The 22,070-nt window shown below is 56.4% G+C and carries 16 protein-coding genes and 1 tRNA gene; 4 read left to right on the forward strand and 13 right to left on the reverse strand.

Annotated features, from left to right (window positions below):
- Positions 1-9: 9 nt before the first annotated feature.
- The 5 genes from EO133_RS15890 to EO133_RS15910 all read right to left on the reverse strand — a co-directional run bounded on the left by EO133_RS15890 (position 10) and on the right by EO133_RS15910 (position 6,391).
- Positions 10-813 carry an exodeoxyribonuclease III gene (locus EO133_RS15890; protein ID WP_127073614.1) on the reverse strand — a complete coding sequence of 268 codons (804 nt, stop codon included), beginning with the start codon at positions 811-813 and terminating at the stop codon, positions 10-12.
- Between the two features lie 148 nt (positions 814-961).
- The gene (locus EO133_RS15895) at positions 962-1,588 is read right to left on the reverse strand and encodes a LolA family protein (RefSeq protein WP_127073615.1); all 627 of its coding nucleotides are present in this window, start codon (positions 1,586-1,588) and stop codon (positions 962-964) included.
- A gap of 125 nt (positions 1,589-1,713) precedes the next feature.
- Complete coding sequence (locus EO133_RS15900) at positions 1,714-4,335, reverse strand: DNA translocase FtsK (protein ID WP_127073616.1); 2,622 nt, start codon at positions 4,333-4,335, stop codon at positions 1,714-1,716.
- Between the two features lie 305 nt (positions 4,336-4,640).
- Positions 4,641-6,023 (reverse strand): ammonium transporter family protein, encoded by a 1,383-nt coding sequence (locus tag EO133_RS15905; RefSeq protein ID WP_127073617.1) that lies wholly within the window; start codon positions 6,021-6,023, stop codon positions 4,641-4,643.
- A 29-nt stretch (positions 6,024-6,052) separates the two neighbouring features.
- Entirely contained in the window at positions 6,053-6,391 is a 339-nt protein-coding gene (locus EO133_RS15910) for a P-II family nitrogen regulator (protein ID WP_127073618.1), read from the reverse strand.
- A 315-nt stretch (positions 6,392-6,706) separates the two neighbouring features.
- On the opposite strand from EO133_RS15910, the gene EO133_RS15915 reads away from it, so the two are divergent.
- Positions 6,707-7,945: an FAD-dependent monooxygenase gene (locus EO133_RS15915; RefSeq protein WP_127073619.1), complete on the forward strand. Its 1,239-nt coding sequence runs from the start codon at positions 6,707-6,709 to the stop codon at positions 7,943-7,945.
- A gap of 124 nt (positions 7,946-8,069) precedes the next feature.
- Here EO133_RS15915 and EO133_RS15920 read toward each other — a convergent pair whose 3' ends face one another.
- The 3 genes from EO133_RS15920 to EO133_RS15930 are packed head-to-tail and all read right to left on the reverse strand — an operon-like array spanning position 8,070 to position 9,938.
- Complete coding sequence (locus EO133_RS15920) at positions 8,070-8,291, reverse strand: Trm112 family protein (RefSeq protein WP_127073620.1); 222 nt, start codon at positions 8,289-8,291, stop codon at positions 8,070-8,072.
- The gene (locus EO133_RS15925; RefSeq protein WP_127073621.1) at positions 8,291-8,953 is read right to left on the reverse strand and encodes an LON peptidase substrate-binding domain-containing protein; all 663 of its coding nucleotides are present in this window, start codon (positions 8,951-8,953) and stop codon (positions 8,291-8,293) included. Before EO133_RS15925 ends, EO133_RS15920 begins: the two co-directional genes overlap by 1 nt.
- Positions 8,954-8,999: 46 nt before the next feature.
- Positions 9,000-9,938, reverse strand: a complete 939-nt coding sequence (locus EO133_RS15930) for a thioredoxin family protein (RefSeq protein WP_244640565.1) — start codon at positions 9,936-9,938, stop codon at positions 9,000-9,002.
- Between the two features lie 248 nt (positions 9,939-10,186).
- Here EO133_RS15930 and EO133_RS15935 point away from each other — a divergent pair.
- Positions 10,187-10,261 (forward strand) — tRNA-Gly (locus EO133_RS15935).
- A gap of 238 nt (positions 10,262-10,499) precedes the next feature.
- Positions 10,500-12,071: an ABC transporter substrate-binding protein gene (locus EO133_RS15940; protein WP_127073623.1), complete on the forward strand. Its 1,572-nt coding sequence runs from the start codon at positions 10,500-10,502 to the stop codon at positions 12,069-12,071.
- Positions 12,072-12,146: 75 nt separating this feature from the next.
- Here EO133_RS15940 and EO133_RS15945 read toward each other — a convergent pair whose 3' ends face one another.
- Positions 12,147-13,310, reverse strand: a complete 1,164-nt coding sequence (locus EO133_RS15945; RefSeq protein WP_188681844.1) for a GGDEF domain-containing protein — start codon at positions 13,308-13,310, stop codon at positions 12,147-12,149.
- 121 nt (positions 13,311-13,431) lie between these two features.
- On the opposite strand from EO133_RS15945, the gene EO133_RS15950 reads away from it, so the two are divergent.
- Positions 13,432-14,055 (forward strand): hypothetical protein, encoded by a 624-nt coding sequence (locus EO133_RS15950; protein ID WP_127073625.1) that lies wholly within the window; start codon positions 13,432-13,434, stop codon positions 14,053-14,055.
- Between the two features lie 231 nt (positions 14,056-14,286).
- Here the strand turns inward: EO133_RS15950 and EO133_RS15955 are convergent, their stop codons facing one another.
- The 4 genes from EO133_RS15955 to EO133_RS15970 all read right to left on the reverse strand — a co-directional run bounded on the left by EO133_RS15955 (position 14,287) and on the right by EO133_RS15970 (position 21,749).
- Positions 14,287-14,718: a metallopeptidase family protein gene (locus EO133_RS15955; protein WP_127073626.1), complete on the reverse strand. Its 432-nt coding sequence runs from the start codon at positions 14,716-14,718 to the stop codon at positions 14,287-14,289.
- 10 nt (positions 14,719-14,728) lie between these two features.
- Positions 14,729-16,138, reverse strand: a complete 1,410-nt coding sequence (gene leuC / locus EO133_RS15960; protein ID WP_127073627.1) for a 3-isopropylmalate dehydratase large subunit — start codon at positions 16,136-16,138, stop codon at positions 14,729-14,731.
- A gap of 133 nt (positions 16,139-16,271) precedes the next feature.
- Positions 16,272-16,802 (reverse strand): inorganic diphosphatase, encoded by a 531-nt coding sequence (ppa, locus tag EO133_RS15965; RefSeq protein ID WP_127073628.1) that lies wholly within the window; start codon positions 16,800-16,802, stop codon positions 16,272-16,274.
- A 180-nt stretch (positions 16,803-16,982) separates the two neighbouring features.
- Positions 16,983-21,749, reverse strand: coding sequence for an NAD-glutamate dehydrogenase (locus EO133_RS15970; protein WP_127073629.1), 4,767 nt, complete (start codon positions 21,747-21,749; stop codon positions 16,983-16,985).
- Positions 21,750-22,070: the final 321 nt, after the last annotated feature.

Genomic DNA, 22,070 nt, shown 5'->3' on the forward strand with positions numbered 1-22,070 from the left:
GAAAAGCGATCAGGAGCCGAAGCCGACAATTACCGGAACGTGATCTGATGGCTTGTCCGACCAGCCCCGTGCCGGGCGAACCACCTGCGCATTGGTTGCTTTGGCGGCAACATCGCGCGTTGCCCAGATATGGTCGAGACGGCGCCCCTTGTCGGCTGCGTCCCAATCCTTGGCGCGGTAACTCCACCAGCTATATAGCTTTTCTTCAATGGGAATGTGCTGGCGCACGAGGTCAACCCAGTTGCGCCGCGCCAGAAGCCCATTGAGCGCATCGGTTTCGACAGGCGTGTGCGACACAACCTTCAAGAGCTGCTTGTGACTCCAGACATCGTTCTCGTGCGGGGCAATGTTGAAATCGCCGCAAATGATCTGGCGCGCATCGAAAACCAGGTCGTCGAACCATTCGCTCATTTCGGCTAGAAAATCGAGCTTATGGCGGAATTTGGGATTGGTTTCGGGGTCAGGCTCATCGCCACCCGCAGGAATATAGAAGTTGTGCACCGTTACCGGGCCATGGCCGAAATCGGTCATCGCCGAGATGTGCCGGCTTTCGGGAATGTCGCAAAAGCCGCGGCTTGAAATCTCCGTCAGTGGCGTTTTGGAGAGAATGGCGACCCCGTGATAGCCTTTCTGTCCATGCACGGCCTGGTGGATATAACCTTTTTCCTCCAGCGCCTTTCTGGGAAACTGGTCATTCTGACACTTGATTTCCTGCAGACATAAAATGTCGGGCTGAAACTGGTCGAGAAAATCGATGACAATGGGCAGGCGCAGTCGCACCGAGTTGATGTTCCAGGTCGCAAGCGTGGGCATTTAGAGATCGATTCCTGTGGTTTTTTGGCAAGGCCCATCTTTATCCCTGAGTGGGAGCGCGCCGTAAACCCCGGATAGAATGTCAAACCGATCCTCTGGCCTGGAGCTGGGTACCGGCATCAGGAACTGGTCCGGTACGCGCAAGCTGTTAGTCGGAAATGGTCCGGTAGGTGGGGTCGATATGATAGTAGTGGTTTGGAATATCGATATTTTTTTCCGTGTCGTAGATCGAGAATGTTGTTTCGACACCCGATGGCTCGATCAGGCTCCATTGCACGAGGTCCAATGTCTCACGGTCAAAAATCAGTGACACCTCCACGGTACCGATCGGGGTGTCGTCCACAAGCACGGCTGCCGCGTGGGTTTCCGAAACCACCACATCGGTAAGGTTGGAATTGATCAGGTTTACCCGATCGCCAAGAAACTGGCGCAAAGGCACATGGTCTTGCGCGTAAGCGTATTGGGTGCGGTCCTGCCGATTGATGACGTAAAAGCCACGGCCTTGGGAGATAATCTCTTCGCGCGAGGGTGGACCATAGCGGAACCGGACGTAATTGGGGCGCGTGATGTAGAATGTGCCTTCGATCTGTCCACCCTGGCTGTCAATCTGCATGAACCGGCCGGCCATCGAGCGAATGGCGGTATTGTGATCGGAAATTTCCTGCAAAAGAAATTCCTCGTCAGGGGTCAGCGTGCGATTCTGCGCGTTGGCTGGCAGGGCCGATGCCAAAACGGTAAAGAGCAGGGTTGCCGCGATAGCAAAATTGCGAATCATTTTTCTCAGAACTCTCGTTGGTCTGCCAGGCCCCTTAACAAGGCTCGTAAAAATCAAATGCGGCAACAGGATGGATGCCCGTACACAGCCCTGTCACGAAATGGCGAGCGTGTCCGCGGTCCGGTTCAATAGCCGTCGGCGTTGTCCCCTATCAGCACTTCACGCTTACCTGCATGGTTGGCGGGCGAAATGATGCCTTCTTGTTCCATGCGCTCGATAAGGGTTGCCGCCTTATTATATCCAACCGAAAGGCGGCGTTGAATATAGCTTGTCGAGGCCTTTTTGTCGTTGAGGACGATGTTGACGGCCTTGTCGTAAAGCTCGTCACCCGAGCCGCCAAACTCGCCGTCGTCCGACAGCCCACCAACTTCCTCGTCATCGGCCGTAATCGTGTCGAGATATTCTGGCGTGCCCTGACTTTTCAGATGGCTGACGATGTCTTCCACTTCACCATCGGCGACAAAGGCGCCATGCAGGCGCTTGATGCGTCCGCCACCGGCCATATAGAGCATGTCGCCATTGCCAAGCAGCTGTTCGGCGCCCTGTTCGCCAAGAATGGTACGGCTGTCGATCTTGGAGGTCACCTGGAAGGAAACACGGGTGGGGAAATTCGCCTTTACCGTGCCTGTGATCACATCGACCGATGGACGCTGAGTGGCCATGATCAAATGGATGCCGGCGGCGCGCGCCATTTGGGCCAGCCGCTGGATCGCGCCTTCGATATCCTTGCCTGCAACCATCATCAGGTCGGCCATTTCGTCAACGATCACAACGATATAGGGCAAGGGCTCAAGATTGAACTCTTCTGATTCGAAGATGGCTTCGCCGGTTTCCCGATCAAATCCGGTCTGGACGGTACGGGTGATGACTTCACCCTTTTTCGCCGCTTCGGAAACCCGCTGGTTGAACCCATCGATATTGCGAACCCCGATCTTGCTCATTTTCTTGTAGCGGTCTTCCATCTCGCGGACCGCCCATTTGAGCGCAACGACAGCCTTGGACGGGTCGGTCACAACGGGGGTCAACAGATGGGGAATGCCGTCATAAACCGACAGTTCGAGCATTTTGGGGTCAATCATGATCAACCGGCACTGCTCGGGCGGCATCTTGTAGAGCAGCGACAGGATCATGGTGTTGATGCCAACGGACTTGCCCGAACCGGTGGTGCCGGCAATCAGCAGATGCGGCATGCGGGCGAGATCGACGATGATCGGTTCGCCGCCGATGGTTTTGCCCAGACAGATAGGCAGTTTGGCTTTGGCCTTGTCATAGTCCGATGAGGCCAGAAGTTCTCGCAGAAATACTGTTTCGCGGGTCTTGTTTGGAAGCTCGATGCCGATCGCGTTGCGGCCGGGCACCACGGCGACGCGGGCCGCAATTGCGCTCATCGAGCGCGCGATGTCGTCGGCCAGCGAAATCACCCGGCTCGATTTGATGCCCGGAGCCGGTTCAAGTTCGTAAAGGGTCACAACCGGGCCTGGGCGCACATTGATAATGTCGCCTTTGACACCGAAATCTTCCAGAACCCCTTCGAGACGCTTTGCATTGGCCTCAAGTTCATGGGGCTGATGTTCGGGCAGGAGCTGATTGGCTCCGGGCATGGCCAGAAGATCGAGCGGTGGCAGTTCAAATCCGTCCGAAGGCAACAGCGAAGCCTGGGCTTCGCGCATGGGGCGACGTGACGGCGCAGGCCTTGGTGCGGGGGCCGTTACCCGCGTACGCGCCGCATGGGAGGGATTGGCGGTCTGGGACTCTGCTTCTGATCGATAGGCAGGGGGTGTGTCATAGTCCGGCTCGGACTCAGCTTCGTAGTCGTCATAGTCGGCATAATCGTCGTAGCCGTGCGCCTGATGGTTTGACGCTCCGTGATGCCACTCGGGGTTGTAGCCATCCAAAGACGGCTCGAGGCGCTCCTGGGATGGAGGCGCAATGCTGCGATCGAGTTGCGGCTCGAAATCACCCTGTTGGAATCGAGCGGGCGCAACCGGTTCGGACTTATGGCGCGTGAAAATGCGGCGGATAGCCGAAGTGACGGTATAAAAACTGTGTGCTGCAAAGCCAAGACCGATGTCAAAGATCGAATCCCGGTCTTCGGCGTCATTTTGCTCAGGTTCTTGCGAAACTTTGCGTTTGGTCGCCTGGTTGCGGTTGGGTTTGGTGGAGCGCTCGTTGGCGATGGCGCCGGTCCTGTTGCGCATCGTCAACCACAAAAGCCCAAGCGCTGGGCCTGCCAGAAGTGCTGCGTAGAGAAACGAGCCCCACCCTTGTGGCGTCGCGCCGGCGACAAGGGTGAAGAGCGTTGTAAATCCGGTACCGACGAAGCCACCCAGCCCCAGGGGCAGCGGCCAGCTTTCGGGGGCGGGGAAGCACGAAAACAGACCGGCGAACAAGCCGGTGGCCAACAGCCATCCGAAAAAGCGGAAGCCGAAGAAATTCGGGGCCACGCGCAGCACCATGCCATAGGCCCAAGCAAGGGGCGGCAGCAAAAACACAAAGGCAGCAAGCCCAAAGACTTGAAAAGCAATATCTGCAATGACCGCACCGGGAAAGCCGAGCCAGTTCTCAGCCGGTTTGTCGGTGGCATAGGAAAAGCTCGGGTCATCGACCGACCACGAGGCGAGCGAAGCCAAAGCGATAGCGCATAGGGTCAGGACAACCAGTCCGATCGTACGCAATGGAATGGAAATCGAGATCACCGGCGCGGTGCCTCGGGTTTCGTCCAGATGCGGGGATGGATGCAAGCTCATGAGCGGACGATGGCCTTACAATTACGCAAAACAATATAAGAACGAGCCGTGAGCCTAGCGGCTCATGGTTAACTCCGCTTTAAGAGACGGCTGTTGATCTTGCGAAAAAGGAAAAGCCCTCGGTCTGCTGGACAGCGCGGGGCTTGGAGAGGCTGGCAGAGGTGTGCAGTCCATACCGGTTTGCGAGTGGGAAGGCCTCTTAATGTGGGGTCAAGAGGGGTATGAACTGCACGCCGCTGACAGTCTTGCCAGACAGGTCGAACAGCCCGGCTGGTGCCGGGCTGTTCTGGAGTGAGCAGAGATGCTTAGAACTCTGGATAGGCTTCGACGCCGACCTCGGCCTTGTCCAGACCCAGGGCTTCATCGTCTTCGGAAGGCCGCAGACCGATGGTGGTCTTCAGGATCAGCCAGATTACAAAGCTGGCGACGAAAACGAAGATGCCAACGATCACAATGGAGGCCAACTGTCCGAACAAGGTTGCGTCAGAATTGGTGAAGACAACCGCGATGGTGCCCCAGATTCCGGCGAACAGGTGAACAGGGATAGCGCCCACAACATCGTCGATCTTGAGCTTGTCGAGCAGTGGCACGGTCAGGACCACGATTACGCCACCGACGGCTCCGATCAGCGAGGCGGTGCCGAGGCCCGGTGTAAGCGGCTCGGCGGTGACCGAAACCAAGCCTGCCAGTGCGCCATTGAGGATGAACGTGATATCGACCTTCTTGTAGATGATCGAGGTAAGGATCAACGCAGCAATTGCACCGCCCGCGGCACCAGCATTGGTGTTGGCCATGATACGGCCAACATCGGCTACATCACCGACCGAGCCCATGGCGAGCTGAGAGGCGCCGTTGAACCCGAACCAGCCCATCCACAGGATGAAGGTGCCAAGCGTTGCAAGCGCCATGTTCGAGCCAGGCATCGCGTTTACCGAACCATCGGGGTTGAACTTGCCTGCGCGGGCGCCGATCAGGATCGCACCAGCCAGAGCTGCCCAGCCGCCCACTGAGTGAACGATGGTGGAGCCGGCAAAGTCAGAGAAGCCGAACTGGCTGTCGAGGAACCCTTCGCCCCAGCTCCAGGAGGCCTGGATGGGATAGATGATCGCGGTCAGGAAGAACACGAAGATCAGGAAGGGCAACAGTTTGATGCGCTCGGCCACGGTGCCCGAAACGATCGAGGCGGTGGTGGCTGCGAACATGACCTGGAAGAAGAAGTCCGAGGATGTCGAGGCATATTCGAAATCGTCGGCCCCGTCCGCGGTGATGCCGACAGCTTCGAGAACCGCAACGCCGAAGGCACCCAGATAGCCACCGGTCTCGTCGGCTCCGATGGCCCAATTGCCTAGCGGGTACATGAGGTTGTAGCCGACCAGATAATAGGCAATGGCAGCAAGCGAGAACAGCGAGATGTTCTTGACCAGCTGCATGGAGACGTTCTTGGTGCGAACGAAGCCAGCTTCAAGCATAGCGAAGCCGGCTGCCATCCACATCACCAGGATCCCGCCCAGGATCATGATGAACGAGTTGAGGATGAACACCACATCTGCAGAAACGCCTTCAGAGAGGGTTTCAACGACCTCTTCTGCGGCTTCGGGGTCGACCTCCTGGCCGAAAGCAGGCAAGGCGACGGCGAGAGCGACCAACGCCGCCGTTCCGAGCAATTTGGTTGATTTGAACGCAGTCATTTTTGCTTTTCTCCTAAAAGGGCCCAGGCCTAAAGGGCTTCAGTGCCGGTCTCGCCGGTCCGGATGCGAATGGCCTGTTCGAGGTCCAGGATGAAAATCTTGCCGTCGCCGATGCGCCCGGTCTGGGCCGAATCCTTGATGGCGGTGGCAACTGCGTCGACCTGGGCGGCGTCCACAGCGATCTCAACCTTGAGCTTGGGCAGAAAGTGAACGGCATATTCCGTGCCGCGGTAAATTTCGGAATGGCCCTTCTGGCGACCATATCCCTTGACTTCGGTAACGGTCATGCCATGCACGTCGAGCGAGTTGAGGGCCTGACGGACCTCCTCGAGCCGTGACGGCTTGATAATTGCAATCAGCAGTTTCATGGGTGCTCCTTTCCGACTTCCGCACCTGATACGCATGGAAAGGGACTCAAAAGCCGTGCCAACCTGGAATTTTTAGTTGTAAGTTGTTGCTTTTACTTCGCTTTTTGTAGAAGGTGAAGTCTCGTCAAACTCTTGACACAATTGGTGATGCACAAAAATTGTGCATGTTTTGGTGCTAGCTTTAACAAGTGGTGAACAAATCGGCAATTTGTTCGATGGACTCTCATGCGGCCATTTGGACGCTTGCTGGTGGGGCAGCGGTCGATGCACTATCTTTAGCAACATAGATCCACGGCTAGATATGCGAGGCCGGACATGAAGCGCGCCCAGTCCAATGAGAAAACAAGCAGCTTCGATATCTTAATTGTCGGCGCTGGACCCGTGGGGCTGTCGTTGGCAGTAGCACTCGCGCGGTCGATCAGCGGTATTTCCATTGCGATTGTGGACCGCCGGATGCCGTCGCCGCCCAAGGATATGCGGGCGTCGGCCATTGCTGCCGGAGCCGTGCGGCTTTTCGATACCATAGGGGTTTGGGCGGATATGGCCCCCCAGGCAAATCCTATTGTCGCGATGAAAATCACAGACTCGGGGCAAGGGGATATTTCACGGCCGGTCTTGCTGCGTTTTGATGGCGAAGCTGCGCCGGGCGAGCCGTTCGCGCAGATGGTGCCCAATCGGGCAAGTGGGCCAGCATTGCTCAATGCTGCACAAGACGCCGGCATCGACTTTATCGCGCCGGTGCAGATCGTTGGCTTTGAAGCGGATGGCGCCAAGGCCAAGCTGCTGCTGGCTGATGGCAAACACCTCTGTGCCGACCTGGTTGTTGCCGCCGATGGTGGACGATCGGCGCTACGGGGCTATGCGGGCATAGACACTTTCAATCTCGATTATGGTCAGTCGGGGCTGGTCACGACCATTGGCCATACGCTCAATCATGAAAATGTCGCTTATGAACATTTCAGGCCGGCGGGACCATTTGCCAGCTTGCCGCTTAAGGGGGGCAAGCAATCCTCATTGGTCTGGAGCGAAAGCACGGAACGGGCCAAGGCGCTTGGCGAGATGGCGCATGGCGCGTTGGCAGCGGAAATCGAATCGGTGATGGGCGCGAGTCTTGGCCATGTGACGATCGAGGACGAAGTGCAAGTCTTTCCCCTGACATTGCGCATTGCAAAACGCTTTGCCGCGCCGCGGCTGGCCTTGATCGGGGATGCGGCGCATGTGATCCATCCCATCGCCGGGCAGGGCCTGAATCTGGGGCTAAAGGATGTCGCTGCGCTCGCAGAGATGGTTGTCGATGCCGTCAGGCTCGGGCGCGATATCGGCTCTAGCGACGTACTTGAGCGCTACGATTGGGCAAGACGGTTCGATGCGGCTTTGATGGCGCTGGCCACCGATGGCCTCAACCGCATGTTTTCCAATGATCTGGCGCCAGTTCGTGCCTTGCGTGACTTCGGACTTTCAACGGTCGATCGAATCGATGGCCTGAAAAGTGCCTTTATCGGACATGCAGCTGGCACCCAAGGCGCAAAACTGCTCAAGGGTATTGCGCTTTAGAGCCGTTCAGGATCCGATAGAATCAAATCCTTGGCTCCAAGTTATTGTTTTGTTGCGTGTCCGAACCACAATACCGTTTCCGCCCCCGGATCAGGTTCATGGGCATGCTTTTGCTGGACACGCTCTAGCGCAGGTTTTCGATTTCGTCTTCATCGACCTTGCGCGCTGCGTCGAGAACCAGCAGCGGTACACCGCGGCGAATGGGAAAGGCGCGTCGGGCAACAATCGAAATCAGTTCTGTTCCATCATCGGAGAGCGTCAGGCGAGTCTTGGTGATAGGACAGACCAGCATTTCAAGGGTCTTTCGATCGACCCTGTGGCGGGGATTTTCAGGTTCATCAGCCATTATTGCAGGATTGCGCCAGTGCGTGCGCGCGCCATTTCCATTTCCGCCAGCGCAATCAGGGTCTCGGCGCGTTCATAAAGGGTTGGCGCTTCCAGCAATGCCTGCTTTTCGCGTTGTCCATAGGGGCTCAACATGGAAGCGAGATTAACAAGTTCGCCGGTGCCGGTCTCCTCGATTTCTTCCCAATCGACCTCGATCTGAGCAAACTCGGCATAGGCCCGCAACACAGTGAGCAGGCGGTCGCGGTCGATTTTTTCTTCTCCGAGGCTGCTCATGAAGTCATCGGCAAATCGGGCTGTTGAAATTTTTGCCTGCCGATACGGGGTTGCAACAGCGAGTTCGTCAATGAGGTCGAAACGGCACAGGCCTTCAAGCACGATGAAATAGCGATTTTCCGCCTGTTCCTCGAAATGGATTATGCGACCGATACAGCCAACCTCTTCAAGTGGTACGGCGCCGCGCGGAGCCTCCTCGTCGCTGGCGTCGCGAGGCTGGATCAGCCCGATCAGCCGATTGCCGGCCAGAGCGTCGTCGATCATTGCGACAAAGCGCGGCTCGAAAACATTAAGAGGACGATGGGCATCGGGCAAAAGCAGCGCTTTGGACAGCGGGAACAGGGCCAGCATGTCGGGAAGTTCGGCGATAGAAGCCGGGCGGCGCATGATAAGTCAGCCTTTGGTTTTCCGGTTCAAAAATATCTGCTCTGGCTCAACGGAACAGCAGGGCCGACAACATGCGACGGCCCTTTTGTGTTGCCGGCTCCTTTGGTCCCCAGCTGTCGAACAACTCAAGCAGTTTTTTGCGTGCTCCATCCTCTTGCCAATCGCGGTCGCGTTTCACGATTTCAAGCAGTTGCTCGGCGGCGGCAAGCTTGTCATTACGCGCATTGAGTATCATGGCGAGATCAAAGCGGGCCCGATGGTCGTCTGGATCGGAATTCAGCCGGATCTTGAGTGGTTCGGGGTCGCCCAGTTTTTCGGCTTCAGCAGCCAGTGCAATCGTCTTTTCAAGCGCCAGAGCCGTCGGATTGTTCGCTCCTTCTGGCAAGAGTGCAAGAGTCTGACTGGCGGCATCGAGATCGCCGTTCTTGACCTGAATCTGGGCGACCCCGACAAGCGCATCGATATTGTCAGGTGCATGCTGGAGCACCATGGCATAAATCTGAAAGGCACGTTCAAGATCATTGGCCTCAAGCGCCGCGCTGGCAGCTTCCATTGCCTGTTCGATCTGCTGTTCGATCTGGCTTTTGCCGTTCAGGCCTGCCGTGGCCGCTGCATCAACAAGTTTCTGGGTGAATTTTACGATCTCGGATTCCGGCAACGCCCCCATGAAACCGTCGACTGGACGGCCCCCGACAAATCCGAATACGGCAGGGATCGATTGCACTCCCATTTGCCCGGCAAGGGCCTGATTTTCATCGACGTTGATCTTGACCAGGCGGATTTTACCATTCAGTGCCCGAACGGTTTTTTCCAGAGCGGGCGTAAGGTGTTTGCAAGGGCCGCACCAAGGTGCCCAAAAGTCGACGAGGACAGGCATCCTCATGGAGACTTCAAGCACATCGGCCTGAAACCTCGCTGTCGACGAATCGATGATGAGGTCATCCGAGCTTTGCGCCGTGCCAGGCTGCACGGGATTGGAGCTCATCGTCAGGTCCATTGGTAGCGTGTCCTTTTTCTGGTGCCAAAGAGCGTTGATTGCCGTTAGCCTGACCCATACACCAAGCCGGGTTTGAGCGCAAAGTGCGCAATCAAGCCGTCAGATTTTCGTTGGCGGGTGAACTTTGATCCGTTCGTGGTGCACAAAGACAAAAATATGGGTTGCAATTGATCGGCACGTTGGGCATATAGGCGCGCATCAGGTCGCTGCCAAGTGTATGAGGGCCTGATTGGAGTGCGGGCGTAGCTCAGGGGTAGAGCATAACCTTGCCAAGGTTAGGGTCGTGAGTTCGAATCTCATCGCCCGCTCCAAATTTTCCAAGGCGGACGAGCCTTGAGACCAAAGGGCCGAACGGCCCTTTTTTGTTTTTCGGGGTTCCGCGTAGCGGCGTCGTCGCCAACATTGGAACGCGACGGGAAAAATTCCCGGCGCCGCCCGAACAGCAAGAAAACAAGCGATAAAGACCATATTGTCATCTCGGGAAAATTCCCCGATTGTGTCCCGGTGCAAAAAAAATTTTGCCTGCACCAAAAGGGAGCATAAAAAATCATGCAAAAGACAATTGCCGCTATTGCGGTTCTCATGGCGTCGACCATGCTGGTTGGTCATGCCAATGCTGAGACCGTTCGCTGGGCATCCAGCTTCGATGCACTGACGAACGATCCGCATTCGCAGAATTCGGGCCGCACTCATAATTTCAATCGTCATATATATGATCCGCTTGTGGGCCGTGATCTGGATGGCAACCTTGTGGGCCGTCTGGCGACAGACTGGTACTTGAAAGACGGCGACGATACCGTCTGGGTGTTCGAGCTGCGTGAAGGCGTTACGTTCCACAATGGGGCCGAATTTACCGCTGAAGACGTGGTTTTCTCGATCAACCGCGCCAAGAGCGAAAACTCCAACATGCGTCAGCTGCATGCGGATGTGGTGGAAGTCCGTGCCATTGACGACTACACCGTAGAAGTGCAGATGAGCGGGCCGTCTCCGCTCTATGTGAACAACGTCACCAATACCTTCATCATGGATAAGGATTGGGCCGAAGAAAACGACGTTATCGACGTGCAAAACTATGCGGCTGGCGAGGAAAATTTCGCGGTCCGCAATACCAATGGTACCGGCCCATACGTGCTGGTTGAACGCGATCCGGACGTTCGGTCTACGCTCCAGGCGTTTGACGGCTATTGGGGTGAAACGCCCCAGGTTACCGAAATCATCTGGCTTCCGATCAGCGATCCGGCGACCCGCATCGCAGCGCTTCTCTCGGGTGAGATAGATTTCGTTCAGGACGTACCGTTCCAGGACATCGAGCGTCTGAGCCAGACCGATGGCATTTCCCTTGTCACCGGGCCGGAAAATCGGGTGAGCTATTTCGGTTACAAGGTCTCCGAGGAGCCGCTGGCATCCTCCAACATCACCGATGTGAATCCCCTATCCAATGCTCTTGTGCGTGAGGCCATTCACCTTGTCGTCGATCGCGAAGCCATCCGGCAGGTCGTGATGCGCGGTCAGGGTACGCCAACCTGCACAGTTGCGCCGCTGCGCGTAAATGGCTGGCGCGAGGAATATCACGAGTGTGCGCCGGTCGATATTGAGCGCGCGCGCGAGTTGATGGCCGAAGCTGGCTATGAGGATGGGTTCACGATTACCCTTGACGTCTCCAACACCGCCCCCAACCACGAAGTTATCGGTCAGGCGGTGGTCGGTATGCTTGGTCAGATCGGGATCGATGCAACGCTTGCGTCACGTCCGCAAGCGCAGCATTCTCCCGTCGTTGTCACTGGGGAAACAGATTTCTACATGCTGTCGTGGGGTGTACCGACATTTGACTCGGCCTATATCTTCAATGACCTTGTGCATTCGCGCACTGGCAGTTACGGCACATATAACCCCTCCGGTTATGCCGATCCCGAGATCGACGCGATGATCCAATCGCTGGGCGTAGAGACCGATATCGAGGTACGCGATGCAACGATTGCAGCGATCTGGGATGAGATACACGATTACCGTCTGTTGCTTCCAATTCACAATGATCCGCTGGCTTATGCAATGCGCGAGGGATTCAATATCGCGGTTCATCTTGAGAACCAGCCCTCAATGACCACGATGACCGTCGAGTAAGGCTCGGTCGCTTTACACAATCATGATTGGGGCTGCCGGATTGAACCGGCAGCCCTTTTCTTGTCAATTCGGCATTTATTCCAGATGCTGCATCGTCTGACTGAATTCCGAACGCGCCGCCAGACGGACACAGTTGCCCCCGGCTCTTCGAGCCTCGGCAAGTGCCCATTGGCTGCGGATGGTCATATCCATAAGGCTGTCGGCAGGTTCGCGTTCGGTAATGCCAATGGACACCCCGTTTAGACCGGGAATGTCGTTGAGCCGGTTCGACAAGGCCTTGCGCAAATGTTCCGCCCGTCGCCTCGCGGCGAAAAGATTGGCGTCGGGTTCAAAGATTGAAAAGACGAGCGGTGCAGTGCGACCGACAATCAGATCCTCACCAGCCAGGCGGGTTAACTCTGCTGCCAGTGCCTGAAGGGAATTGTCGGGGAAAGGGATCGGGAGATCGCAATCGAACTGGATTGCGGTCAGGCCCGCGCGCCGCTCCGTTGGCATCTGATCGAGCCAGCGTTCGACGTTCAGTTCAAAGCCTCGCTGGTTGAGCAATCCTGTGTTGATGTCACGTTCGGAATTTTGAACAAGAGTGGTCGCGCTTTGTTTTGCTGCCAGAAGGAGCGACAAGAGTCCGATCGAGAGCACAAGAATTGTGCCCATGGATTGGGAAATTAATGCATAAAAGGTGCTCATATAGTCCGTCGGCTGCCCACCAACGCCGTCGGTCCATAGGGCAATGAACGGTTTGGCGAGAAACTGGATGAAGGCCAGAAGAAATAGCCCGGTTAGCAACCAGTCCGCGGGCAGTTTGTCATGTGCCTTGAGCAGCAAGTAAACGGCATAGAGTGAAGCGGTCGCATAGGGCAATTGATAAAGAAACTGGGCAACAAGGCTGGTGCCGGGCATTTCCAGGACAAACAGGTAAAGTGCTGTTGAAACTGTCATCAGAACGACAAAGGGCAGACGCCCCTGTCTAAGCCCAAGTCGCATCGCTATGGCATAAATGATGATCAACTGGGCGCTCAAGAAGCCCAATGCAACGCCAAGACGGCTGATCTGCACCGCTATGTTGCCGGCTACGAGGAGTTCAAAGACCTGCGTAAGCGCACCGACCATAAAGCCGATCGCAAGAATGTGGGCAGAGCGGTTGAAGCGATCAAAATACGCGATGGAGTAAAAGCTTGCCGCCATCAACCCTGCAACGACAATATTGATCCCCAGCACAAACAATGCGCCGTTCATCATGAATCTCGCGGGTTATGCGTTTGAACAACACATCTTGTGGCACGGGTGCAATAAAATTTGGTTAAGCTCATGTTATTGTTTTGCGCTGAGATTGGTTCGCCCTTGCGCGATTGGGAAGCTTATGACTGTGAAACAGCTTTTAAATGGCGTCGTTGGTCTGCTGGCAATGGTTTTTTTGTTGCCAGTCGCGGCTTGGGCGCAAGAAGAGGCTGTCAGCCAAGACAATGGCTTTGAGCAAGGCGTGTTCTTTTTCGGCGGCCGGCTGCATGACGGCAATATTGGGGACAATTTTGCGCCGTTTGGCGTCTCGTTTGAAGATAACTTCATTGTCGGCGGCGGTTTTGACCGCGATGTCTGGTCCCAGACGAACGGATTGGCGATTGGGGTTGAGATCGGCACCGCCTTGCGCTTTGGGGAAAGTGCATCAATCGAGCTCTGGGGCGGCCCCTATCTGCGCTATGATGGGCTGATTGTATCAGATGCGCTGCGCATCAGCCCCAAGATTGTCGGCGGCATCAGCCTTGTATCCGATACAATCGGCAGCGAAGCCGAGCGCGCCGAAAACACTACAGATACCGACGGCCGTGTGCTTTTTTATCTCACGCCCGAAATCAGCATTTCCAGCCTGCATAGGCCGGAGCTGGAGTATTTCTGGCGCGGACAGCATCGATCCGGCGGGTATGGAACGCTTGGTTCCATGTTCGGCGCCAATGCAGTGACTTTCGGCATGCGCTACAAGTTCTGAGGCTTTCGGCATCGATCTTTCTGCAAGCGCGGAAGGATCGTCCAATTGTGGATACCATAAGACCTCAGATGACCCGGTATCCGGCAGGCGCGCTTCAAAGCGGTTTAGGGCAAGTCTGCTTTTCATTGGATTGCAGAATTGCTCCAATTCTTTGTTTTTCCGCGGGTCCGAACCGGAAAACCGTTTCCACCCCCGGATCGGGTCCAAGGGCATGCTTTTGCTGGACACGCTCTAGCGTTCGCCGCGATCAATGGCGTACATATCGTCATCGGAAAGCCCGAAATGGTGTCCGATTTCGTGAATAAGGACATGCGTGACGATTTCGCTGAGCGTGTCGGTATGTTCGGCCCAGTAATCGAGGATTGGGCGGCGATAAAGCCAGATGCGATTGGGCATTTGCCCGGTTTCCGGCGTATCACCAGCTTCCGTCAAGCCGATGCCTTCAAACAGACCGAGCAGATCGAACGGGGTTTCAAGATCCATGTCCCGCACGATGTCTTGGGAAGGAAACTCGGCAACGACGCAAACAAGATCGCGCGAAAGCGCGCGAAAGGGCTCGGGCAAGCTTTCGAGTGCGTCGAGCGCCATGGCCTCGATGTCGTCAAGCGAAGGGGCCGCAAGCGGCCCCCACACGATTTTCGGATTATCTTGATTGCCGTTCATCTCGTAGCACTTACGAGCGTGGCCACTCGCGAATATCGACAAAGTGCCCTGCAACAGCCGCGGCAGCCGCCATGATTGGCGAAACCAGATGCGTGCGGCCCTTAAAGCCCTGACGGCCCTCAAAATTGCGGTTCGAGGTCGATGCGCAACGCTCACCCGGCGCAAGCTTGTCGGCATTCATGGCCAGGCACATGGAGCAGCCCGGCTCGCGCCAGTCAAAACCGGCCTCGATAAAGATCTTGTCGAGACCTTCGGCTTCGGCCTGGGCCTTGACCAGCCCGGATCCGGGCACGACCATTGCCGAAACAGTTTCGTGAACTTTGTGCCCCTTCAAGATCGCCGCTGCTGCGCGCAAGTCTTCAATGCGCCCATTGGTGCAAGATCCCAGGAACACCCGATCAATCTTGATATCGGTTATTTTGGTACCAGCAATCAGCCCCATATATTCAAGCGCGCGTTTTTTGGATGCACGGCGATTGGCATCTGCAATCTGGTCGGGATCGGGGACCACGCCTGTAACGGAAACCACGTCTTCGGGCGATGAACCCCAGGAAACGATAGGTGGCAGGTTCGCTGCATCAAGGCGCACTTCCTTGTCAAAGTGCGCGCCTTCATCTGTGTAGAGCGTTTTCCAATAGTCGAGCGCCATGTCGAACGCCTTGCCCTGGGGCGCGCGCGGACGATCCTTGACATAAGCAAAGGTCTTTTCGTCGGGTGCGATCAACCCGGCACGAGCACCGCCTTCAATGCTCATGTTACAGACCGTCATGCGGCCTTCCATGGAAAGCTCGCGAATGGCTTCGCCGGCATATTCGAGAACGTGCCCGTTGCCACCGGCGGTTCCGATTTCGCCAATGATGGCAAGGATGATGTCCTTGGCCGTGACGCCTTCTGGCAACTTGCCGTCAACGATCACACGCATGTTCTTGGCTTTTTGCTGGATCAAGGTCTGTGTGGCCAGAACATGCTCGACTTCAGATGTACCGATGCCGTGAGCGAGCGCGCCAAAGGCGCCATGGGTAGAGGTATGGCTATCACCGCAAACGATTGTCATGCCAGGAAGGGTAAATCCCTGCTCGGGGCCGACAATGTGGACGATGCCCTGGCGCTTATCGAGTTCGTTGTAATATTCGACGCCGAAATCAGCGGCATTTTTGGCCAGTGTGTCGACCTGAATCTTGGATTCCGGGTCGTCGATGCCTTGGCTACGGTCCGATGTGGGCACGTTGTGATCGACTACGGCGAGTGTGCGCTCGGGCGCTCGCACCTTGCGGCCTGCAAGGCGAAGACCTTCAAAAGCCTGGGGGCTTGTGACTTCGTGGACGAGATGGCGGTCAATGTAAATGAGGGACGTGCCGTCCTCATTGTTGGCCACCAGATGATCGTCCCAGATCTTGTCGTAAAGGGTCTTCTTGCTCATAGGTTCTAACTGTCCGTAACCGGGAGTACTGCTTTTGGCGCCCGTTCTACGCCCGAGCCCTGCCTGTGGTCAAGTAAACCAGAGGCGAGCCCGGACGAAAAGCCGGTTTTGTCTCTGACAAATGGAACCGCTGTCAGCTACGTTTGGCCCGCTCGATCGATTCCAGAATAACGGATTTGGCATCCTCATAGCCACCGATCCGGTCGATCTTCGCCCATTTTCCAGGCTCGAGATCCTTGTAGTGGGTAAAGAAGTGCTTGACCCGCTCGACCTGGATTTCGGGCAGATCGGTCACATCCTTGACCGCATCATACATGCGGGTGAGCTTGGAAACGGGAACCGCGAGGATTTTTTCATCCTGGCCGCCATCATCTTCCATAAACAATACACCGACAGGACGTGAACGCACGATGGCGCCGGGAACCAGCGGGCGCGAGTTGAGAATGATCACGTCGAGCGGATCGCCGTCGCCGCAAAGCGTGTGCGGGACAAAGCCGTAATTTCCCGGATAGCGCATGGGCGTATAGAGAAAGCGGTCAACAAAAAGCGCGCCGGAATCCTTGTCGATTTCATATTTGATCGGCTCGCCGCCCAGCGGCACTTCGATGATGACGTTAAGGTCTTCAGGCGGATTATTGCCAACTGGAATAGCGTCGATATTCATGTCGCTTGTCTATCCTTGAGATACAGGGAAGGGGGAAACCGGCGCTGTTTTGCCTAGCATGGTGGCCGATTGCAAGCAGCAAATGCGCTCCAGCGCGTCATTGATCGGATCAAGAGCAGCCTGCAGGCTTGCTCTTATCCCGGCTTCTTGCTCTCCATGTGACAGCTGGACTGCGTGCGATCAACTTGTCGCCAGGTCGCTCAAAAGACCGGCCGCCACCGAAAGACGGGAAATGGTCAGTTCCCCGTCGATCAGATCGGCAACCGTTGCTGCCACACGCGCGATTGCAGCATCGCGAGGTTCGCGCCAAGCCCTGAATCGGTCGTCAACTGCGCCATCCCCGGCTTGCAACACATCGCCGGTGAGATCGCGCAAAGAGCGCATGAGATTGGCTTGAGCGCGATCGAGCGCCATGCGGTCGAACCTGTCGGCAGCACTGACCATGGCACCCTGTTCGGTGAACCGGCCCAGCTTGAAAGTTTCAACGATTGCGAAAAATGCTTTTGCGGCATCGGTTACGCTTGCACCGCATTTGTCAGCGACAAGAATGATGTCGGAACTCAGAGATGTTACCGACAAGGCAGCAATGCGCCGCGCCAGTTCCGGCGGTGTGCCACTTGCTTCAAAGCTTTCCTCCTGCTGGGCAATTGCCGAGGTTAGAAATGGCGTAAGCAACTCGGGCAAAGCCTGGCGCACGGCGGCGACACCATTGCGATAGCGCTCAATAAGGTTTGACAGTCCGCTGCCAAAGCTTTCGTTGCGCAGGAACCAGAGGGCCTGGGAGACCTGCAATTGCTGGATTTCCCTATAAAGGTCCAGTTGCACCTTTCCCGATATGGTATTGTCAAGAGCGTCGACCGCGGCGTTGAGATCCTGAATGTCGTAGGAATCGCGCGCTGCAGCAAAAGCAAAGGCGACAGCTTCGGCATCGGTGGAGGTGGCGCTTGCAAGTTTATTGACAAAGGCGGGGCCGCCGCGATTGATCATGGCATTGGACAGCACCGTTGCAATCACCTCTCGCCGCAGACGGTGATTTTCGATGGCGTCCGGATAATGTGCTTTAAGATGCTCGGGGAAGTAGCGATAGAGCTCTTTGGCCAAGTAAGGGTCGTCGGGAACCTCAGATTCGAGCAATTGCGCAAATAGCGTATTTTTGGCGTAAGCGAGGAGGATTGCCAGTTCGGGCCGTGTCAGCCCATTGCCTTGTGCCACGCGTTCCTCGAGTGCAGCATTGTCGGGGAGAAACTCGACGGACCGGTCCAGTTCACCGCTTTTCTCCAGTGCGTCAAGGAAGTCGGCAAGATCGGGCAGTTCCGCCATACCGTTGCGTTCGGAAAGGGAAAGCGCGAGAGATTGAAGGTAGTTATTGCGCAGACAAAGCGCTGCAACCTCTTCGGTCATATCCGCAAGAAAGCGATTGCGATCGTCCATATCCAGGGCGCCGGAGCGAACGAGGCCTGAAAGGGCAATCTTGATATTGACCTCAAGGTCCGAGGAATTAACGCCGGCGGAATTATCGATAGCGTCGGTATTGATCCGCCCGCCATTGAGGGCATACTCGACCCGACCCAATTGCGTGATGCCGAGATTTGCGCCTTCGCCGATCACTTTGGCACGCACCTGCTTGCCGGTAATGCGGATCTGATCGTTGGCCTTGTCGCCGACATCGGCATCCGATTCGGCGCTTGCCCTGATATAGGTGCCAATGCCGCCAAACCACAACAGATCCACATCCAGCTTCAAGATTGCTGCCATAATGTCGGTTGGGGCTGCCGTCATAGCATTGATGCCGAGCAGGTTCTGGATTTCCGGACTCAATGGGATCGCTTTGGACTGCCGCGAGAAAATGCCCCCACCTTCGGAAAGCAGGCTTTTATCGTAGTCTTGCCAGCTTGAGCGGGGCAGGGCAAAAAGCCGCTGGCGTTCGGCAAAGCTTTTTTCCGCGTCAGGATCGGGATCGATAAAGATGTCGCGGTGGTCAAAGGCAGCGAGAAGTCTGGTCTTTTTGCTCAGCAGCATGCCGTTGCCGAACACATCCCCGCTCATGTCGCCCACACCTGCTGCGGTAAAGGGCTGGGTCTGGATATCGTGATCGATTTCCCGGAAATGGCGTTTGACGGTTTCCCAGCCGCCCCTTGCGGTAATGCCCATTTTCTTGTGGTCGTAACCGGCCGAACCGCCGGAGGCAAATGCGTCGCCGAGCCAGAAATCGCGCTCGAGTGAAATGGCGTTTGCCGTATCGGAAAAACTGGCGGTTCCCTTGTCAGCGGCGACAACAAGATAGGGATCGTCATTGTCCCGGCGATAGACAAGCTCGGGCGGCAGGACCGTATCGTCAATCAGATTGTCGGTTATGTCGAGCAATGCGCCGATAAAGATCTTGTAGCAGGCCGTACCTTCGGCAAGATAGGTATCGCGGTCCGCGTTGGCAGGCATTTGACGCGGTACAAATCCACCTTTGGCACCGACGGGAACAATCACCGAATTCTTGACCATCTGTGCTTTAACGAGGCCTAGAATTTCGGTGCGGAAGTCTTCGGGGCGGTCCGACCAGCGCAGGCCACCACGAGCAATTGCACCGCCGCGCATGTGGACGCCTTCGACCCGCGGCGAATAAACGAAAATCTCGCGATAGGGCTTTGGTTCCGGTAGCCCATCGATTTGCCTGGCATCGAACTTGATCGCAAGAGCAGGGCGCTTGCCGTCATTTTCGTCGCGCTGGTAGAGATTGGTGCGCAAAGAATTGGTGATGAGGTTGAGAAGGCGCCGGATGATCCGGTCTTCATCGATCGAGGTAATGGTTTCGAGCCCTGCCTCGATCCGGGCGACAAGCTCGGACTTTGCCGTCTCGCGGTCATGTGCGAACGCAGGGTCGTGCAGCGTATGGAAGAGTTCGACAAGATTGCGGGCAAGCGCGCTTTGATTAACGAGCGCGCCCCAGACATAGCGCTGGGAATAGGTGATACCGATCTGCTTGAGATAATGGCCAAGCGCTCGCAAGATTGCGACATCTTCATAATCGAGCCGTGCGCTGATTGTCAGCTGATTGAAGCCGTCATTTTCGATCTTGCCTTGGGAAACCGCCATCAGGGCGGCTTCGATCCGCTTTGCGTCTGTATCGATATCGAGCGTCAGCCCCGAATGCGGGATGAGCGTCATATCGTGGAGATAGCTCTCTGCGTCGCCTTTGGGATGGATATGGTAGGTGCGTTCGTCGATAACGCGGAAGCCGAAATTCTCCAGAATTGGGACCCGGCCCGAAAGCGGGATTGGCGCCCGGCGGTGATAGACGTTCAGGGTCAGCTCACCTTGACCTCCGCGGCCCGCCACGAGATTGGTGGCGAGCGGTTCGGCATCGCTCAAGGACTTGAAGATCGCAATGTCTTGAAGCGCATCGGCATGGGAATGGGCGATCTGATAGTCCGCGGAAAAAGCCTCGGCATAATCGCTGATCTGCGCGGGATCGCTGGCAGCGGAAAGCAGTCTGTCGGCAAAGGAGCGCGCGATATCGGCAACTTCGGCTTCCAGGTCGTCGCGCTCAGGGCGTGGTGTGGGGCCACCATTGCGCCCGATGATATAGTGAACCCGCGCCAGCTCACCTTCAGGAAAATCGGGCGTGAAGGCAGAGACGCGGCCATCGTAGCGCTTTGCCAGATGTTCGCCGATACGGGCACGGACTGAGGAATCGAACCGGTCCCGGGGCAGATAGACAATGATTGAGACAAAGTTATCGAACTGGTCGATCCGGGGCAAAACCCTGACGCGCGGCCGGTCAGGCAGGGTCGAGATGACAGTGGCAAACTCGTAGAGCTGATCGAGTGTAATCTGGAACATTTCGTCGCGCGGATAATTGTCGAGCGCGTTCATGAGCGCTTTGCCCGCATGGCCGCGCGGATCGTTGCCGGATCGCCGCATCACTTCTGCAACCTTGCGGCGGATAATCGGAACACCGGTATGCGGGGTTGCCAGCGACATGGACGTGAAAAGCCCCAGAATGCGCAGCTCTCCGGCAACGGTTCCGTCCTCGTCATAGAGCTTGACCCCGACATAATCCATATGGACCTGGCGATGGACACGGGCGCGCTTATTGGCCTTGGTGACCATCAGCGGGTCGTCTGTGCCCAGAAAATCAAGGTGCTGGGCCGTCATATGGACGAAATCGGTGCCCTGGCGAAGATAAAGATAGTCGGGGTCGCGCAATATCCCCAAACCACTCTGTGGTACCGGCACGAGCCTGCGATCGCTATCCTGGCCCTCGAGCCGGTATTCGCGCATGCCAAGGAATGTAAAGTTATGATCGGCGAGCCAGGCGAGAAAATGCATGGCCTCGGTCAACACCGGTTCGGGCAATCTGGGCGGCGCGGTGCGATAGGCCACAACGATTGCGCGCAGACGTTCGAGCATATCCCGCCAATCCACGACCGTAAGGCGCACATCGATCATTGTTTCTTCAAGGGCGCGGGAAATTATCTCCGCATGGCTATCGTCGGAAGGGGTGTCGATATGCACCTGCAGGATGCTTTCCTTGCGGGCATCGGGATTGGGTTCGGTCAGGACGGTCCAGGGCGTGGTTTCGGAATCGAGTGCGACGGTCGGGTGCGTCATAAAACGAATGGTTCCGCCTGCCGCCCTGATGGTTGCGAGCGCCGAATCCACAATAAACGGAGTATCGGCCGAGTAGATGTCGATGACTGTCACACCTTCGAGGTCCGGGCCGCCGGGTGTCCAGAGCCGGATATCGGGTTTTCCGGGAACACGCTCGCCGATATGGCTGAAGCTGGTCTTGAGCAGCGATTCGAGCGTCTGCGCAGGATAAGTTGCCAGATCCTGCTCGTCGGTAGATTTGATCGCTGCGCTCAAAAAGGTTGCAAATTGGGGGTTTTCCGCTTTGCACTCGGCAATTCGTTGTGCCCATTTCTGTGTCAGGCTGTCGCTTGTCGCGCCCATGGTTTGCCCTCAAATCGCAAACTAAAATATGTCCCTTGTGCGAGCCTAACCGGGCCCGCAATAGAAGTCTAATATCTTGTGTCGTTTCAAGGACATAGGATTTTGGTATCTGTCAGCATTGCTGCCATTGTCGGCACGATGAAAAGCGGCCGGCCCAAAGGGCCGACCGTGAAATGGGTGCTGGTGGCGGCCGTTTATTCCGGCAGCGTTCTAGATCAAATCTGCTTTTCATTGAATCGCAGACTTGATCTAAGTCTTTGATTTTCCGCGTGTCCGAACCGGAAAACCGTTTTCACCCTCGGATCAGGTCCAAGGGCATGC

The organism is Pelagibacterium lentulum (assembly GCF_003992625.1).
Classification (GTDB): Bacteria; Pseudomonadota; Alphaproteobacteria; order Rhizobiales; family Devosiaceae; genus Pelagibacterium; species Pelagibacterium lentulum.